The sequence below is a fragment of the Kiritimatiellia bacterium genome (assembly GCA_025054615.1).
In the GTDB taxonomy this organism is placed as follows: domain Bacteria; phylum Verrucomicrobiota; class Kiritimatiellia; order CAIVKH01; family CAIVKH01; genus JANWZO01.
This window is the reverse complement of sequence record JANWZO010000005.1, coordinates 116,406-134,087: the sequence shown is the minus strand read 5'-3', so window position 1 is coordinate 134,087 and position 17,682 is coordinate 116,406. Positions and strand designations below refer to the sequence as shown.

Below are 17,682 nucleotides of genomic sequence, written 5' to 3'. Positions count from 1 at the left end.
AGCACAGGCTCGCCAGCTAGACCACTTTCAAAGAGATATCAAGGGCTGGAGCCGAATGTGTTAGCCGCCCGACGGAAATCAAATTCACGCCTGTTTCCGCGATTGCCCTCACATTTTCCAGAGACACATTTCCAGACGCCTCGGTCAGCGCACGCCCGTTGACCAGACGGACCGCCTCTCGGAGACTGCTGGTCATCATGTTGTCCAGCATGATGATATCCACCCCGGCATCCAGCGCCTCGCGGACCTGGTCGAGGGTGGCGCATTCCACTTCGATCCGAACGCCAGACGGCAGTTGAGCGCGCAGCCGTTCGACCGCGTTTCGGATCCCGCCGGCGAGGCGAATGTGATTGTCCTTGATAATCGCCAGATCGCTTAGCGAGTGGCGGTGATTTTTTCCCCCGCCGACGCGCACGGCGTATTTGTCTAGCGCGCGCAGGCCCGGTGCCGTTTTACGCGTGTCCAAAATGGCCACGGGCAGACCCGACACGGCCTCAACATACTGCGCCGTCAACGTCGCGATTCCCGACATTCGCTGCAGTAGGTTGAGCGCGACGCGCTCGCCGGTCAGCAGCGCGCGCGTTTTACAGCGAACTTCTGCCAGCAACGTGTGCGCGGCGACCCGCTCACCATCCCGAACCCGCGCTGTGAAGCGCGCTAGTGGATCGAGCTTCCGGAATACGCGCTCTGCCACATCAAGCCCGGCGATGACTCCGGAGACCTTGGCGCGAAACACGCCCGACGCCTCATCCTCGGCGCCAAACAATAGGTTGGTGGTGATATCTCCTGCCGGCGCATCCTCGCGCAACGCGGCTTCGATCACCCGCTCCACGTCAGCCCAATTCGGCTGGTCAGGTCCCCTCATGTCCATTTGACGAGGCGGGGCCGAGTGCCGCGCTTGAGGGTGATGTGTCCTTCGAAGGCGGGGTTTTCTTCCGGAAAATCCTCCCGCTGGTGGGCGCCCCGCGATTCTTCGCGGAGCAGCGCCCCTCGCACGGTCAGCGTGCAGGCGCGCATCATCGTCCGGAGCGGACGGCCCGCCCATTTGCTTAGAATCGGGCCGTACCGGTCACGAAGATCATACAACGCATCCAGTGTTCGCTTGAGGGCCGGGCCGTTCCGAATGATTCCCACGTGCTCGGTCATCATATGGGAGACTTCGGCCCGCAGTCGGTTCATTAGCGCGGGATCTACCGGCGTCGGATCCCGCACTGGCAGGTCTGCGCCGAGAAGCGGATCACTCTCCCGCGCCGGCTCGACGGTTCGCGCGCCTTCCACGGCACGGCGTGCAAAAACGAGGCACTCCAACAGCGAATTGCTAGCCAGCCGATTGGCCCCGTGCACCCCCGTGCAGGCGCATTCCCCGCACGCAAACAAGCCCCAAATGCTGCTGCCCGCCATCCGACCCGTCACGATGCCGCCGATCGTGTAATGCGCCGCAGGCGCAACCGGGATCAGATCCGCCGTCAAATCCAGTCCCCGCGCACGACAGGCCTCATACACGTTCGAAAAGCGCTCACGAACCGCACGCGCATCGAGATGGCGCATCGACAGCCACACACACGGCGAGCCTTCACGGTGCATCTCTCGGAAAATGGCGGCAGCCACGACATCCCTGGGAGCGAGTTCGGCCCTCGGGTCATACCGCTCCATGAACCGTTCCCCCGCCCGGTTGAGCAAATGAGCGCCCTCGCCTCGCAACGCCTCGCTAAGAAGAAATGTCTCGCCGCCGGGGTCATAGAACGCCGTCGGATGGAATTGCACAAACTCCATGTCGCACACTTCCGCGCCCGCGCGATAAGCCAGCGCGATCCCATCGCCAGAGGATGTCGGCGGATTGGTTGTGCGCTCATAATTCCCGGCCGCGCCGCCGGTGGCGAGGATCGTCGCAGGGGCAGTGAAAAACCAAGGCTCAAAGCGATCCTGGTAGAAGGCCATGCAGCCGACGCAGCGATTGTCCACCACCACCAGTTCGGCCACGGTCGTATTTTCGAAGAGCCGGATGTTCGGGTGCGCCTTTACGCGGTTGAGAAGAAACCGCGTCACCGCCTGCCCGGTGGCGTTGCCCTCCGCATGGAGAATCCGCCGTTTGCTGTGCCCGCCCTCGAGGCCCAGCGCGAGCCCCATGTGGTCCTCATCAAACTTCATTCCCCAGCGGATCAGCTCGCGGACTCGTTCGATTCCCTCGCTGACCAGAATTTCAACTGTGGCCCGGCGGCAAAGCCCCCGGCCGGCCGCTATCGTATCGTCGAAATGAAGATATGCCGAATCTTCAGGGTCAATCGCCGCTGCGATTCCACCCTGAGCCCACCACGAACTGCTTAGTTGAACTTCCGATTTGGTCAGGAGGGCAACCCGACCGTGATCAGCCGCGGCCGCTGCCGCATAGAGGCCAGCCAACCCGCTCCCGACCACAATGAAGTCGAATGAAAGGCGGGTTTCGACCGATCGGGTCACTTTAAGAACAAGTGGCTCCGGCGGTAGGACTCGAACCTACAACCTTGGCGTTAACAGCGCCCCGCTCTACCATTGAGCTACACCGGAACCCAACCGTTAGCAGGCTATCGATTCGACGGGCGAAGTCAAGAGGGCGGCGATTATTCCTTGAGCTTGTATTGACCGCGTCCGGCTTTCTCGATGCGGTTGTCGCGCGCCAGCGTCTGATAAATGATCGTCTCGAAATTTCGCGACGTCGTCTTGTACCCGCTCGCAACCACTTCCCGCATGATTTGCTTGACCGGCTTGGCTTCGGATTTGCTCAGGACAGAGACTATCGCATCGGCAAGGCTCACCTTGTTTTTCGGACGCGAGCGCCGAGCGGAACCGGCGGCTTTTACCTTCTGCCTGCGGCCGACGGAGGTAGCGGCCGGCATCGTGCCGCCGAGCGCCTCAATTTCGGCCCGGACCACAGCCAGCTCCTTCTCGAGTTGCGCGGCCTTCTTTTGCAGTACCGGCAGCATCTTACGTCGCCGCTGCACTTCCGCCATCAGTTCGGCGAGCGTCATCTTGGACAGAATTTTCGCCATTCGATCACTCCTTCTTTTTGAATTAACCATACTAGATGCGAATCTTTATTCAATCCTAATAATTTAATTTCTTCAAAAAATTCGCAACCCCCTTCTTTCGTCCCATTATAACTTGGGTTGCTCACTCGATTAGCTAAGTTGAGACCGCAACAAATGGTGACCTTGTTCGATTTTAGCTTCGCAGAACATCCCCACCCATCGGCCCGCGGATGCGCCGGAGTGCATCGCGTGCGGCATCCTTCTCCGCCTCGCGCTTGGTTCGTCCGGACCCTTCCCCCAGCGGCCGGCCGCCGACCGAGACCTCTACTGTAAAACGCCGCTGATGGGGCGGCCCCTCTTCGTGTTTGACCCGATATTCGGGGGCCGCGGTTCCCTGCTTATGTGTCCATTCCTGAAGCGCCCCTTTCGGATTCTCGTACCATTCCAAGGTCGTGGCGAGATCGAGACGCGGAGCGAAAACCGCCTGGAAGATCTTTATGGCCGCTTTCAAGCCCCCGTCGAGAAATGCGGCGCCAATGACGGCTTCCAAGGCATCCGCCAGAATCGATGCGCGAAGGCGGCCGCCGCCCATTTCCTCCCCCCGGCCCAGCCGAAGATAGTCGCCGAGACGGATACTCTGCGCGATGTCCGCCAGTGCTCGGGTCGAACTTAGAGCGCTACGCAATTTCGTTAGTTCGCCCTCCGAAGCATCCGGTTTCAGCGAATAGAGCGAATGGGCTGCGATAAGCCCCAAGGCGGCATCCCCCAAAAATTCCAACCGCTGATTGTGCCGAATATCAACGCCGGGATTTTCGTGGGCGAACGAAGGGTGAGTCAACGCTTCCTCAAGGTGGCGCCTCTTCCGGAATCGGTAGCCGATGGCTGCCTCGAGTTCCTTGTAAGGATTGGGCCGCAGGATCATGCGCGCGGATGGAAGCGCCGATGAACCTGCACTAGGCGGGGCGCATCGACATGCGTATAAATCTGCGTGGTGGCGATGTCGGCATGGCCGAGCATCTCTTGAATCGCCCGTAGCGGGGCGTCATTCGCCAGCATGTGCGTCGCAAAAGAATGCCTCAACGTATGGGGTGTGACGCGCTTTCCGATTCCTGCTGCGCGCGCGTACCGGCGAACCATCTGCCAGATCGTCTTCCGGCTTAGGGGGCGGCCGCGGGCCGACAAAAAGACATGAGGCTTGGATCCGTCGCGATCCCATCGCGGGCGCACCTCGCTAAGATAGCGGCGCAGAAATACGGCGGCCGCCGCGCCCAGCGGAACAATCCTTTCCTTTCGGCCCTTTCCAAAACAACGCAGGCATCCGCTTTCGAATCGAATATCCGAAGTCGCCAGACCGGCCGCTTCGGAAACACGAAGTCCGCACCCATAAAGCGTCTCGAGCAGCGCCCGATCACGCAACCCAACGGGCTTATCGAGATCCGGAGCCGCCAGAAGGCGCTCCACATCGGCGGGTGGCAGTGAGTCAGGCAGCCAGCGCCAAAGCCGCGGGGATTCCATGGTTTCGGCCACATTGGCGGCAACGAATCCTTCCTGTTGCAGATACCGCAAGAAAGCCCGAATAGCCGCCAGGCGTCGGGATAGGCTCGGCGCCGCGAGGCCGGCATCACGCTCCCACAATAAGTAATCGACGATGGCACGGCGCGAAACAGCGTTCATCGTGCGGATTCCCCGCCCTTGGAGCCACGCAACAAACCGGCGCAGATCGTTCTCATAGGCACGGCGAGTATTTTCGGTAAGGCCACGCTCCAAAGTCAGGTAATCGAGAAACTGGTCCACTAGGACCTGCATGGCTTTATAGATTCGGCAAGGATCCGGTGAGTTGAACGAACGCATCAACGTATTTTGCCGCCGTCCGCTTCGCCACGTCGTCCGGGAGCGGCGGCGCAGGCGGCTGCTTGTTCCAACCCAGCGATTCGAGGTAATCCCGGACATATTGCTTGTCAAACGACGGCGGCGATTTGCCAGGAGCATACGAATCAGCCGGCCAGTAGCGCGAGCTGTCCGGGGTCAATACTTCATCAATGAGCAGAAGACTGCCCTCAGCCAGCCCGAATTCAAATTTGGTGTCCGCGAGGATGAGTCCGCACCGTTCCGCATGCTCCGATGCGCGCTGGTATAGAGCAAGCGAGACGGCGCGGAGCTCCTCGGCTCTCTCCCAGCCCACACGGGCAGCCGCCTCCTCGAAGGTAATGTTCTGGTCATGACCGGACTCCGCCTTGGTCGCCGGCGTGAAAATCGGCTCATCGAGCCGGTCCGCCATGCGGTAGCCGGGCCGCAGGGGAATTCCGCAGATCGACCCGGTCCGTTGGTATTCCACCCAACCGGAACCGATCAAATACCCCCGGGCGACGCACTCGATGGGCAACACCTCCGCTTTGCGAACCAGCATGGACCGACCTTTCAGTCGATCGGCGTAGGGCTGCAGCATGGCAGGGTAATCCCGAACGTCGTCCGTGATGAAGTGATTGGGCACCACGTCGCGCAGCCTGCGAAACCACCACGCCGATAGCTGATTCAGGACGAATCCCTTGCCCGGAATGCCGGTGGGCAGGATGCAGTCAAACGCGGAAATCCGATCCGTCGCAACGATCAGATAGTAATCACCAACATCAAACAACTCTCGAACTTTTCCGCTCCGCACGCGCGGGATGCCGGGCAGGTCGATGCGCGTGACAGCCGCGGGGAGGATCATGTGTCAAGCGACTCCATGCCGCCTCGATCAACCCATTGCGCCAGGAGGGCAGCCCCAAACAAAGTCGCACCTGCGGGCCCGTGAGGGGTCGCCCGCTCCTCCCACGCAGAGGTCAGATCGATGTGCGCCCAGGGAATTGACGGATTGACAAAATGCTCAAGAAAAATACCGCCCACGATCGTCCCGGCGCTGCCATCCCCCACATTTTTGAGGTCGGCAAACGGGGTTTTCAGCAGGGACCGATAGTCGCGGTCGAGCGGCAGCGGCCATAGGCGATCACCGCTTTCCTCACCGGCCTGACAGAGGGATTCCGACAGCGGACGATGATTGGAAAGCACCGCTGAATACGGGCGCCCGAGCGCCACGTTCGCCGCACCGGTCAGCGTGGCGAGATCGATGATGGCGGCAGGTTTGAGCGAACAGGCCACATCGAGAGTATCTGCCAAGACCAGTCGGCCCTCGGCATCCGTGTTGACGATCTCGATGGTCTTTCCGTTCCGCGCGCGAACCACATCGCCAGGCCGGGTTGCAGCGCCGCCGGGCATATTCTCCGCGGCGGCTAGCATTCCGATGACAGTCCGATCCGGTTTCAGGACAGAAGCCACGAGGGCCATGAACGCGAGAACCGCCATCCCGCCCGATTTGTCGAACTTCATCCATTCCATATTTTTGCCCGGCTTGAGCGAGATTCCACCTGTATCGAAGGTAATCGTCTTCCCGACGAAGATGACGGGCCGAAGGGCCTTTGAACGACCCCGGTAGGTGAGCTGAATCAAACAGGGCGGCTGCCGGCTGCCGGCGGCCACGGCGAGGAACGCATGACAGCGTTCCCGTTCAAGGCGGTTGCGGTCCCACACTTCGCAGCGCAGCCCCCTCTGCCGCGCCATGTTGGCGGCCCACGCTGCGATTTCCATCGGCGGTGCCTCGTTGCCAGGGCGATTGGCAATATCGCGCACCCGGTTGATGACACGACCGACCTCGGCACCTCGCGCAGCGGCATCGGAAAGCAAATCAGCCTGGTTGGCCGGAACCACCAACCGCACTTCTTCCAGCGCGGGAGCCGGCACTGGGGCCGGACCCTGCACCTGGTAACCGCCGCATACGAGGCCGGTAACCAGCGCTCGGACAGTTGCCGGCTGGCTCTTCGGCGCGCCTGCGGAGTCCAGTCGAACATCCAGCTTGGTGACCCCAAGGCGCCGCGCAGCCATGGCAAGTTGTCCTCCCACGTTTCGCGCGTTGGAAGGGCGCCATTCTGCATCCGTGCCGGCTCCAACGAGCCAGATGGGCCGTTCTCGCTCGGTAAAATACGTGCAGGATTCCGCCTCCGCTTTGAAACCAACTCGGTCAGCCCACCTCTGAAGGGATGAATCAGCGACGGCTTTGGAGCCTGCACTGAGTATGTAGGCCATCGCGCGATCGGAATCGGCCGCGCGGGCTGGTTTTACGACCGAGAGTCGCATGGTTCAGCGGCAATCCTCGGGCAGTCGAGCGCGAGCGTCGGGAGGCGGTTCAATGTCATTCGCCTGGAATCCCGTGGCGGCAATTACAAATTCAATGTTTTTAATCGCCAATTTGAGCGCGTCGTAGGTGACGTCCACCGTCCGCTTCTCGTAATCCGGGCGAGTGCTCTTGATCCCCTCGATCTTCTTGAGCGCCTCCTGAATCAACGCGTAGCACGCGGGCGACCGCATCTGCGGGACGCGTATCGTGATGGTTCGTTGATCCTGGCGAAAACAACCGATCGCGAAGAGAATGGCCGCGAGGCCGATGGCCGGTGCGAAGAGACACGTTTTGCGTAACGTTGCGATGTTCATGACGATATCGAAGTCGCGCGAGACACGATAAATTTTGAAATTTTTTTGTCAACGATCGCGAAGCGGCAGTGTCTATCGAAAATGGGTTGACGAAAAAGTTGTGTAAGTAAGCAACAGATTAGGCGATATCTCTCACGAGGGCGCTGCACGTTTCCTCCACAGGGCACAGTCCCGACCTCCTTGGCGTGCACGCCCTCATTTATTTTTCCCCTGCTTCCGGGAGATATTTGAGGGCTAAAGTGGCCCGCTCGCTTACTTGTGGAGCCGTGATCGCATAATTTGTCTGATTGGCCATCCAGATCTGCCGGGCCTCCTCCAACCGGCCTTGTTTCATACGCACTACGGCCAGATTATGCTGCGCCTGGCCCACAATGATGGGCGGCCCCTTTTGCTCCCCGTACCAATACGCCGCTTCGTCGAGCCGACCCAGTTTGTAAAGGATGTTCCCCATCTCAAACCAGACCGTCGGCTGCGGTTGATCGCTGTCCAGAACCTGGCGCATCACCGGCTCGGCCTCCGCAAAGCGACCCTCCGAATACAGGCGCCGCGCCAGACCGATGTTGGTTTCAACAGCCTGAAGGGTGAGCGTCCGTTCCCGCAGCCGATAATACATCACAACCCCGACATTGATCAGAACCGCCAACAGGATGATGGTCGCGACCACAAAGCGGCGATTTCGATTCATCCAGTTCAACGCTGGGGAAATAAGCCGCGTATGCAGGTGGATCTCCGCTCGCACAGACAACAAAACCAGCAAAAGCGCTTGTTCCGCGGGGGTTTCGCCGGGCGGCAGGTGCGACAGCAGCGAGCCGCGCAAGGTCGAACGCTGCGAACTCGCGCGACGCTCGCTCAGTGCGTCGAGAAACATCACCTGGATTTCGGGCAGGATCGAGGATTCAGATTCCGCGGACCAGTCCGACCAGGAAAGAAGCCCCGCCGGGCTTAACAGAAAGTCCCTGTTGACGAGCAGGTCCAGCAGGGCCTGTTCCTCCTCTCGCGTCAACTGGCGGCAGACCAAGGGAACCAGTGAAGTGATCGACTTTCTCAATACCGGCCGCCCATCCTCGAACTGCTCGATAAAGCAGCGAAGCTCGGGATTCCAAAAATCGGAACGCAACCGGCTCAACAATCGGTCTCGGTATGCCAACAAGTCGCCGAGGTCGAGCGACCGCACCGCCACCGCGCCCGCCAACTGCTCCAGCGCGTCAACCTCGCGAACAAGGAGGGCGGGTAGATCCGGCGATCGCAACTGGGTATCGTAGATACTGGGAACCAAAGAATCCCCGGCACGCAGCCAGCGAGGCGACCCTTGCCGATCGGGATCCATCGCGCGGATCAACGCCTCAACATATCGAACGGCGCGCGGCGCAATCTCGTCATACCACGCGCGATCCGGCTCGCGCTGCCAGACCAGCCACACGATGTGCGCGAATCCGGGGCGGTCAAAGGTTTCCGTCGACGGGTGTCCAAGTTCGTCGTAGAAAGCGGGGAGGTCTCCATCGGGCGTCTGCCCGCTGAAGACCGTGCGAATCAGCTCCATCGCAATCGAGGGCCTCACCTCGAGCCAGGCCCGCGCCGCGATGAGAACGTCCGCAGTTCTCATTTGGCGGTCGGAGGATCGAGCGGGAATGCACATCAATCGGCGAGGGTCCACTCCTGTGCGCAGGTCGCGGATCATCCGGGCCACCACGCCCTCCATTCGGCGGAAGTCGCTCTCGTTGGTTGCCGACTGGCTCCGCGCAAACTCCAGATATGGCGACAAGGCGCCCGCGAGAAATGCCGCCGGGCTTTCGGATCGGTACTTGTTCCACGTCGCCGTGCCGTCGTCCGATACGTCCCGGCTGACGACGGCGGCGAATCGCAGCCTGCCTTTTTCTTCCTGAAGGAAAAGCCGCACCGTTACCTGTTCGGTCTCCAGCACCTGAACGGCGGGCCCGCCGGGTACGGGTGGTTTCTCCCCCTCCAAGGTAGGCTTGTGGTCGAGATCGGACTCGCCCCATAACACGTCCGGCTCCGGGCACACGGCGCAGAACGCCGGCGGCCCGGCCACGTCCTTCCCATATTCGATGACTCCGTGCGGCGTCGCCCAAACCATGCGGCTCGGCCGCCATGCGAAGCCCCAGGTATCCTCTTCGCCGGCGGGCCAGATCGATCCTTCCCGCTCGTCGAGACGCCATGAGAGCTTCACACGCGGCCCATCCGCACCCAACCAGGGAGGGACAAGCCAACCGCCGGGCTGCCAGGGCAAACGCGGGTAAAGGTGCTGCACCATGTGCTCCTGTCAAAAATGTCTTCGCCGGATATGAGTTTGGGCATAGTATCGGTTCCATGCGCGGTTGCAATCTAGCTCGCCGGATTTTGGCAGTTATTCTGCTGGCTGGCGCCGTCGCCGGTGACGCCCGGTCAGAAACCGTCTGGGCGCGCGTTCGGTCGGACCGCGTTAACCTTCGCGCGCGGCCCGACCTGCAAGCCGAGGTGGTCGCGCAGGCGCACACCGGCGACCGTCTCGCAGTGCGATCTGAAATTGAAGGATGGGTCGAGATCATAGCTCCTGAATCCGTTGATGTCTGGGCCTACCGCGAATTCATCCGCGACGGCGTGGTGACTGTGAATAAACTGAACCTTCGGGCGGGTCCGGGAATCAACTACAGCATCGTCGGCAGCCTCCCCGCCGGCAGCCCGGTCACCATACGGGGCCAATTTGGCGAGTGGCTGAAAGTTGCGCCCACAAACGCCACACTCTGGGTCAGCCGCGAGTTCGTTGAACTTACTTCGCTCACCCCTGACGCCGAGATGGCGCCCGAAGCCGGCGGCCTGCCGGAGCGCGCGTCATCGCCTGAGGCCCCATCGCCACCCTCGGGCCCCGCCGAACCCGGCGAGCAGGAGTCCGCTCCCCGCATCCATTCTTCCGTGCCTCCCGCCGAGGAATCCGGTGGTGCGGTCATTCTCCCGTCGGCACCCAGTGATCTTCGGCTCGTCCCCTTGGAAGGGCAGGGCCGGTTCGTGAAATATGAGGGAGAGCTGAAGCCGGCGCCATTTTTGATCAATCGGCCTAGCGATTTTCGGCTGGTCCGGCGCCAAGGGGTCCAGTGGGTCACCGTCTGTTTCGTCCGAGGCAATACGGCCCAGCTCAAATCGTTACTCAACGAATCCCTTGTGATCCACGGCCGTGAATACTGGGTTCAAGGCGTCCGTCCGCCCGTGGTCATCGTCGAACGCATTGAGAGGCGAGTGCGATGAACGAATCTAACAATACTGCTGAAACTCCGCCGCTCTTGTCCACCCCATGGATTCAGGCTGCCGCGGCATTGGCCCTGTTTTTTGGCGCCCTTTTGCTGATGGGTGGAACAAAGGCTCCCGCCGTTCCGACCGACGAGGGGCTTCTCTTCCACGCCCTAGCTCGCCATTTTTCCGACCACGGCTTCATCGGCACGCCGGCCGAACGGCTGCCCGCCGGGGAAAACGCTCTCTGGATTGCGATCCTCGCCGCTCTGAGCGCGGCGGGCGTGCCTTGGGACCGCCTCGCCACCCTCGCAGCGGCCCTCTGCGCGGCCGTGGGAATCGCCGCGATCCCCGCCTTCGGCCGCCGCTGCTGGCCCCACCAACATCTCGCCTACTGGCTGCTGCCGGCGGCCGCTTTTATTGCCGGTTTTCTGTTCGACACAATTCGCGGAGCCCCGGATGCCGCGGCCGCCGCATTTCTTGTAGCCGGCTTTGCGAATGCGGCGGCATCAGCCGCACGAGGTGTGAAGATCCTGCCCCTGTCCGCCGCATGGTGGATCGGGCTTGCCTCTCTCTTCCATGTGGAATACGCAGCCTGGTGGGTGGCCCTGGGACTCGTCTGGCTGGTTTCACCGGCAACCTCCGACGAATCCGAAACGTTTCCGGCCTTCATTCGTCTCATCAATGGAGCCATCCTGATCACCATCCTACTGGTCCCTGTCTTTTGGTGGAATTCACTGGTCGTTGGCGTGCCGCTTCCCCGGGCGCCGGACGCTTCTATGTCTCTGACCGCCATCGCGTCGGAAGACATCCTCGAACCGGCCGCGGAGCTCGGCTTCCTCGGAGGCGCCAAATGGATGCTGGGCTCCGTTTACGCCGCATTCGGTTTGCCGGGAATGCTCTTCGGCGCGGTCGGGCTTATCCTGGCCGCCGCAATGCCCACGCAGCTGCGTTCCGCGCCTCTCGCCCGTTTCGTGTGGGCGCTGCTCGTGCTCGTCTTCGCGGCCCCTCTGCTCCAAATGGTCTCGGGTGGCGCTATCCTCGCCGCCCTGGCCGCCGGCGCGCGCCTGATCTGGCTGGTGGGCATAGGCGTGTTCATCATTTGCTTTGCCTCGTGGCTCCGCGACCGCGCAGATCCGGCGGCCGGCCTACAGCCCCGCACCGTCTATCTCATGTTCCTCGTGCTGCTGGGACTGATGGCGTGGCTTTCCGGCATGATCGGTTCGGTCGCCACGCCCATGCGCAAAGCCCGATCCGAGGCGCGCATCCTCGCCGAAAAACGCGACGCGCTGAAATCCGGCCTACCCCCGCCGGCGGAGATCGGCGGCGCCATCGCAACGGACTCGCCGGGCTTCCTCCTCGCGGAAGGATATCCGAACGCAATCGATCTCACCGGTCGGCTCCATCCCGTCATCCTGAATTGGGCGCCCGGCGGCGTGGTCCGCGATGCCGACGGCCTTCGCGTCTATCTGCAGCAGCGCAACACCCGCTTCGGCGCGCTGCTGTCCGACGCCGCGGTTCAACGTTTCGCGCCCGTGTTTGACTGCCCCGCCGGAGTTTCGAACGGTCCGGTTGTCTGCCGGTTCACTCCTGGCGAAGCTTTCTGAAAAACGATTGGAGCAGCTCGAGGCACGGCTCCTCGAGAAATCCCGCGCGATAATCCACCCTGTGGTTGAGCGCCTCGCTTTGAAAAATTTGAAACCGCGAAATCGCCCCCCCGCGCAACGGATCTGTCGCACCCCAGACCACCATCGGAATTCGCGCCAGCACAATCGCGCCCGCGCACATCGGGCACGGCTCCTTCGTCACATAGAGGACACAATCGGTCAGGCGCCAATCCCCCAGCGCGCTCGCCGCCTGCGTAATCGCGATCATCTCCGCGTGCGCCGTCGGATCCTTGAGCATCTCCACCTGGTTGTGCGCCTGACCCAGCAGGCGATTTCCTAGATAGATCGCCGCTCCCACGGGCACCTCGTTCAGGGCCGCCGCGCGCTCCGCCTGGCGGATCGCGGTCCGCATGTGCTCCTCGCATGGCGCCCAGTTCGCGTCGTGCGGCAGTGGGGTCGGTTCCGGTCCGTTCATGCCGCGATTCCTATCCGGCGTCCATCCCTCATTTCCAGCGGAATCCACGGCCTCCTCGCGGATCATCGGCAGAAATTTCCATGGAATGGAAAAACATCGCGGAACCTTTTCCATGCCATGGAAATTACAGAGCATGGAAAATTCGGGCCACGTGGCAGGACCCCGGAATCGTCAACCCTTTCGCGCGGGCAGGCGAGCGACGCGCCCATTTCTCCGGATTGCTGAACGCCGCGCGGACGCGATATAGTCGCTCGTCTATGAAACATTCGAAATTCTACGTCACCACGCCGATTTACTACGTCAACGACAAACCGCACATCGGCCACGCGTATACAACGATCCTCGCCGATGTCCTCGCGCGGTATCATCGCCTTCAGGGCATCCCGACGTGGTTTCTGACCGGCACCGACGAACACGGCCAAAAGGTCCAGCGCGCCGCGGAGAAGGCGGGCATGACACCCCAACAGCAGGCCGACTCGACCGTCGTCCATTTCCAAGCGCTCTGGAAGCGGCTTCACATTACGCATGATGACTTCATCCGGACCACGGAGGAGCGCCACAAACGCGTCGTGCAGGCCTGCCTGCAGGACTTGTATGACAAGGGCGAGATCTATAAAGCCGAATACGACGGCCTCTATGACGTGACCAGCGAGACCTTCGTCACGGAGAAAGACTTGCCGCCCGGCAAATCGCCCGAGGAACTGCCTAACATCGTCAGGATCAAAGAATCCAACTATTTCTTCCGAATGAGCAAATACCAGCAGTGGCTCATCGACTATATTCATGCCCACCCCGAATTCATCCAACCCGATTTCCGCCGGAACGAAACGCTCGGTTTCCTGCGCAAGCCGCTGCAGGACCTCTGCATTTCGCGGCCCAAGAGCCGCCTCTCATGGGGCATTGAGCTACCGTTCGACCGCGACTACGTCTGCTACGTCTGGTTCGACGCGCTGGTCAACTACATCAGCGCGATTGGCTACAAGAGCGACCCCGCAAAATTCGAGCAGTGGTGGCCGGCCGAATACCACCTCATTGGCAAGGACATTCTGACGACCCACACGGTCTACTGGCCGACCATGCTCAAAGCCCTCGACGTGCCGCTGCCGAAAACCGTTTTCGCGCACGGGTGGTGGCTTTCCGGTGACACGAAGATGAGCAAGTCGCTCGGGAATGTCGTGAACCCGATGGACATGATCGACCGCTACGGAGTGGACGCCTTCCGTTATTTTCTCATGGCGGAGATGGTCCTCGGGCAGGACGCCAGTTTCACCGAAGACGCCTTCCAGCGCCGGTACAACGCGGACCTCGCGAACGACCTCGGCAATCTACTCAGCCGACTAACGAATATGATCCGCCGATACTGCGGAGGGTTTGTGCCCGCACTCCCTGCGGGCGAGCTGGATCCGGAATCCGCCGAGCTGCGCGCCGCGGTGCAGACCGCTGTGGACCGTTGTTTCAGCGCAATCGACTCCATGCGGGTCGATCAGGCGCTCGCCGACGTTCTCTCCGCCGTCAAACGCGTCAACAAGTACCTCGAGGTCCGGCAGCCGTGGTCGCTAGCCAAACTGGACGACAAAGCCCCGCTGAACACCTGTCTGTACGTCGCGTGCGAATCGCTGCGAATTCTCTCCTCGCTGCTGCAGCCGGTCATGCCCGCGAAAATGGAGGAGCTCCGGTCAGCCATCGGTCTGCGCGGGTCGTGCCGGATTGAGGAAATCCGGCAATTCGGAATTTTCCCCGCCGGCCGCGAAGTTCGGGAAATCGGCGCGCTCTTCCCCCGCATCGAAAGGGAACCGCCGACCGCAGCGCCGGCCCGTCCAGAGATGCAGGCCGCGTCCGCATCCGCTTCGACGGCAACTGCCGAAGCCTCGCGTATCGATTATGGCGACTTTGCCAAAATTCAGTTGCGCACGGCGAAAATTCTCCAGGCGGAGCGAGTCGCCGGCGCGGACAAACTTCTCAAACTCTCCATCCAGGTCGGCGAGGAAACGCGGCAGATCGTGGCGGGTATCGCAAAGCATTACGCACCCGAGTCGCTCGTGGGGAAAACCATCGTGGTCGTCGCCAATTTGAAGCCCGCAAAAATACGTGGAATCGAGTCCAACGGGATGCTGCTGGCAGCCTCGGCGGGGGACCAGTTGCGCCTCATAACTGTGGACGGCGAGATGCCATCCGGCGCTGTCGTCAAGTGACGTCTGGAGCGGACGCGCGCGCGGCCTTCAGCGGATTTTGAGCGTCGCGAGGCCGATCATCGCGAAGAGAATCCCAAGGATCCAGAACCTGGTCGTCACCATCGTTTCCACGACCTCGACATCGCGACCCTCGGCAGCGGCTCGTTCTTTCTCGATCTGCTCGAAATGGTGATGAATGGGCGCCACGCGGAACACGCGCCGCCCGGTCAGCTTGAAGCTCGCCACCTGAATGATCACGCTGAGGGCCTCGATCACAAAGACGCCACCGACGATCACCAGAAGAAGCTCCTGTTTGATCGCGACGGCGACCATGCCGATCGCGCCGCCGAGCGCGAGGCTGCCCGTGTCGCCCATGAAGACGCGCGCGGGGTGGCAGTTGAACCACAGAAAGCCCAACCCCGCACCCAGCAGGCAGCCGCAAAAGACCGCCAGCTCGCCGCTCCCCGGGACATACGGCACCAGCAGATAATTCGCGGCTAGGACATTGCCAGCAACATAAGCAAGGGCCAGGTATGCCGCGGCCGCTGCGTTGGTGCAGCCGATCGCCAGGCCGTCGAGCCCGTCGGTCAGATTCACCGCATTCGCGGACCCCACCAGCACCAGCGTGAGGAACAGCGCGGTCGCGGGAACCGCCATTTCCGCAATGACCGGCTCCTTCAGGAACGGCAGCATTAGTTTCGCGACGTGGGTGCGGGACGGCTCCCACAGATAGAGGGCCGCCACCACGGCCAGTGACCAGGCGATCTCGAGCGCGAGTTTGGTGCGGCCGGGCAGGCCCCTGGCGTTTTTCCGGGAGATCTTGAGGTAGTCGTCCCAGAACCCGACCGCGCCCATCGCGAGCATCGTTGCCAGCGCGAACCAGACGTATCCGTTTCGCACATCCGCCCACAGCACCGTCGAGAGGACAACCGCCGCGATGATCAGGACGCCGCCCATGGTCGGCGTGCCGGACTTTCTGCGACGCTGGTGGGCCAGCACGGCGTCGTCCCGAACGTACTGGCCGAATTTGAGCCGCTGCAGCCAGCGAATGATCAGCGGACCGAATATCAGCGAGAGGATAAATGCCGTACCCGCGCCCATCAGCGCGCGGAACGTGATGTAGCGAAAGAGGCGCAGCGGCGTCCACCACTCAGTCAATTCATGAAGGAAGAACAGCATGGGAGATGATGCGGGAATCGCGCCCGCGGCCCGTTTTTACATGGAATGGAACGCGCGGGGAAAGTTTTTACAGAGCATGGACATCAGCGACGCAACTCATCGATCGCGCGTTCCAAGCCGACCCCACGCGACGCCTTGATCAAAACAGCGTCCCCGGGTCGTAGATGTTTTACCAGAAGTTTGCCTGCCTCCTCCGCGTCGGCGGCGGTCAAAGCGTTTTGGAACCCGGCACGGACCGCGCCGGAGCGGATCCACGCGCCTTCCGCGCCGACGAAAATGGCGCCGAACCAGGGTCCCTTGGCGAGGTCCCGGCCCAGCTCCTCGTGATACGTCTTTTCGCGCGCGCCCAGCTCGCGCATCGCCCCCAGAACCAGCCAACGTCGGCCCGCAACGGGCGTCGCGGCAAACGCATCAAGCGCAGCGCGCATGCTCAACGGATTCGCGTTATAGGCATCGTTGATCACGCGAATCCCGCCAAGATCCATAGCCTCCCACCGCATGGACGGCGGCCGGAACGCGCGGAGCCGCTCGGCGATCGCCCCCCAGGACACGCCCAGCAGCCGCGCAACGGCGATCGCCAGACCCGCATTCGACAGTACATGGCGACCCGGCAGCGGCGCCTCCAACGGAACGCTCTCGCCCGTCGCCCACTCGGTCACGACAAATCGCGGCGGCGGCCCCGGTTCAATGCGGTAGTCGGCATCCGCCGTTAACGACACTGTGCAGAGCTTGCCTTTTACATGGGAACGCAGGACGTGAAACCACTTGTCGTCGGCAGGAAGGACGGCGATCCCTTCCGCATCCAGCGCGCGTAGCGCGGCGGCCTCTTCGTGGGCGATACTCTCCTCGCCGTCGAAAAATTCGATGTGCTCGGGCCCCACGCAGGTCACTACCGAAATGTGCGGTCGGACCATCGACGCGAGCGGATCAAGCTCCCCTGGGTGGTTCATCCCCACCTCGAACACGCCGTAGCGGTGTTCGGGAGCCATTCGCAGCAAGCTCAGTGGGACGCCCAGATCGTTATTCCAGTTGCCCTTGGTGCGGGCGACCGGACCGAGGGCGCCAAGGAGGTCAGCCGTCAATTCTTTGACGGTGGTTTTCCCGCAGCTCCCTGCAATGCAGACAAAGGTTCCCCGCAGGCGGGCGCGATGCTGTTTCGCTAGCGATGCGAGAGCGCGCCGGGGGTCATCCACGCGGAGAAGCGGAAAACCGTCCAATTCGAACGGCGGCTCAAACGCCGCGCGCACCATCGCGCATGCAGCGCCAGCATCCCGCGCAGCGCTCAAAAAAAAATGACCATCCGAGCGACTGCCGGGGAGCGCGACGAAGCAATCCCCGGGCCGAACCGCCCGGGAATCGATCGCAAACCCCGTAACTCGATCGGGCTTCGGACCGCGCCAATCTCCTCCGGACCAGTCGGCCAAGTCATCCGGCGAGAAAGATGGGGCGGGCAGCGTCCCCGTATCCGATGCCTCTTCCGCAATCGCCATGGGTTTCAG

Annotated in this window: 15 protein-coding genes and 1 tRNA gene; 3 read left to right on the top strand and 13 right to left on the bottom strand. The window is 62.0% G+C overall.

Features of this window, described 5'->3' with window-relative positions; translation table 11 throughout:
• Positions 1-16 precede the first annotated feature (16 nt).
• From nadC to NZ740_03860, 10 genes are all read right to left on the bottom strand, one after another.
• Complete coding sequence (gene nadC, locus NZ740_03905; GenBank protein ID MCS6771150.1) at positions 17-865, bottom strand: carboxylating nicotinate-nucleotide diphosphorylase; 849 nt, start codon at positions 863-865, stop codon at positions 17-19.
• Positions 862-2,457: an L-aspartate oxidase gene (gene nadB, locus NZ740_03900; protein ID MCS6771149.1), complete on the bottom strand. Its 1,596-nt coding sequence runs from the start codon at positions 2,455-2,457 to the stop codon at positions 862-864. The genes nadC and nadB overlap by 4 nt, the downstream gene beginning before the upstream one ends.
• Positions 2,458-2,469: 12 nt before the next feature.
• A tRNA-Asn gene (locus NZ740_03895) sits at positions 2,470-2,544 on the bottom strand.
• A 53-nt stretch (positions 2,545-2,597) separates the two neighbouring features.
• Entirely contained in the window at positions 2,598-3,005 is a 408-nt protein-coding gene (locus NZ740_03890; GenBank protein MCS6771148.1) for a hypothetical protein, read from the bottom strand.
• Positions 3,006-3,198: 193 nt separating this feature from the next.
• Positions 3,199-3,927 (bottom strand): ribonuclease III, encoded by a 729-nt coding sequence (gene rnc, locus NZ740_03885; GenBank protein ID MCS6771147.1) that lies wholly within the window; start codon positions 3,925-3,927, stop codon positions 3,199-3,201.
• Positions 3,924-4,811: a site-specific tyrosine recombinase XerD gene (gene xerD, locus NZ740_03880; GenBank protein MCS6771146.1), complete on the bottom strand. Its 888-nt coding sequence runs from the start codon at positions 4,809-4,811 to the stop codon at positions 3,924-3,926. Before xerD ends, rnc begins: the two co-directional genes overlap by 4 nt.
• Positions 4,812-4,815: 4 nt before the next feature.
• Positions 4,816-5,715, bottom strand: a complete 900-nt coding sequence (locus NZ740_03875; GenBank protein MCS6771145.1) for a phosphoribosylaminoimidazolesuccinocarboxamide synthase — start codon at positions 5,713-5,715, stop codon at positions 4,816-4,818.
• Entirely contained in the window at positions 5,712-7,175 is a 1,464-nt protein-coding gene (locus NZ740_03870; protein ID MCS6771144.1) for a leucyl aminopeptidase, read from the bottom strand. The genes NZ740_03875 and NZ740_03870 overlap by 4 nt, the downstream gene beginning before the upstream one ends.
• 3 nt (positions 7,176-7,178) lie before the next feature.
• The gene (locus NZ740_03865; protein MCS6771143.1) at positions 7,179-7,529 is read right to left on the bottom strand and encodes a heavy-metal-associated domain-containing protein; all 351 of its coding nucleotides are present in this window, start codon (positions 7,527-7,529) and stop codon (positions 7,179-7,181) included.
• Between the two features lie 199 nt (positions 7,530-7,728).
• Entirely contained in the window at positions 7,729-9,801 is a 2,073-nt protein-coding gene (locus NZ740_03860) for a tetratricopeptide repeat protein (protein ID MCS6771142.1), read from the bottom strand.
• 56 nt (positions 9,802-9,857) lie between these two features.
• Here NZ740_03860 and NZ740_03855 point away from each other — a divergent pair, with 56 nt between their 5' ends.
• Together NZ740_03855 and NZ740_03850 are read left to right on the top strand one after the other, a co-directional pair.
• Complete coding sequence (locus NZ740_03855) at positions 9,858-10,769, top strand: SH3 domain-containing protein (protein MCS6771141.1); 912 nt, start codon at positions 9,858-9,860, stop codon at positions 10,767-10,769.
• Complete coding sequence (locus NZ740_03850) at positions 10,766-12,358, top strand: hypothetical protein (GenBank protein ID MCS6771140.1); 1,593 nt, start codon at positions 10,766-10,768, stop codon at positions 12,356-12,358. The genes NZ740_03855 and NZ740_03850 overlap by 4 nt, the downstream gene beginning before the upstream one ends.
• Here NZ740_03850 and NZ740_03845 read toward each other — a convergent pair.
• Positions 12,336-12,770 carry a nucleoside deaminase gene (locus NZ740_03845; GenBank protein ID MCS6771139.1) on the bottom strand — a complete coding sequence of 145 codons (435 nt, stop codon included), beginning with the start codon at positions 12,768-12,770 and terminating at the stop codon, positions 12,336-12,338. The genes NZ740_03850 and NZ740_03845 overlap by 23 nt on opposite strands.
• A 320-nt stretch (positions 12,771-13,090) precedes the next feature.
• On the opposite strand from NZ740_03845, the gene metG reads away from it, so the two are divergent.
• The gene (gene metG / locus NZ740_03840) at positions 13,091-15,025 is read left to right on the top strand and encodes a methionine--tRNA ligase (protein ID MCS6771138.1); all 1,935 of its coding nucleotides are present in this window, start codon (positions 13,091-13,093) and stop codon (positions 15,023-15,025) included.
• A 27-nt stretch (positions 15,026-15,052) separates the two neighbouring features.
• Here the strand turns inward: metG and mraY are convergent, their stop codons facing one another.
• Positions 15,053-16,183 carry a phospho-N-acetylmuramoyl-pentapeptide-transferase gene (mraY, locus tag NZ740_03835; protein MCS6771137.1) on the bottom strand — a complete coding sequence of 377 codons (1,131 nt, stop codon included), beginning with the start codon at positions 16,181-16,183 and terminating at the stop codon, positions 15,053-15,055.
• Between the two features lie 83 nt (positions 16,184-16,266).
• Entirely contained in the window at positions 16,267-17,673 is a 1,407-nt protein-coding gene (gene murF, locus NZ740_03830) for a UDP-N-acetylmuramoyl-tripeptide--D-alanyl-D-alanine ligase (protein MCS6771136.1), read from the bottom strand.
• Between the last annotated feature and the right edge of the window lie 9 nt (positions 17,674-17,682).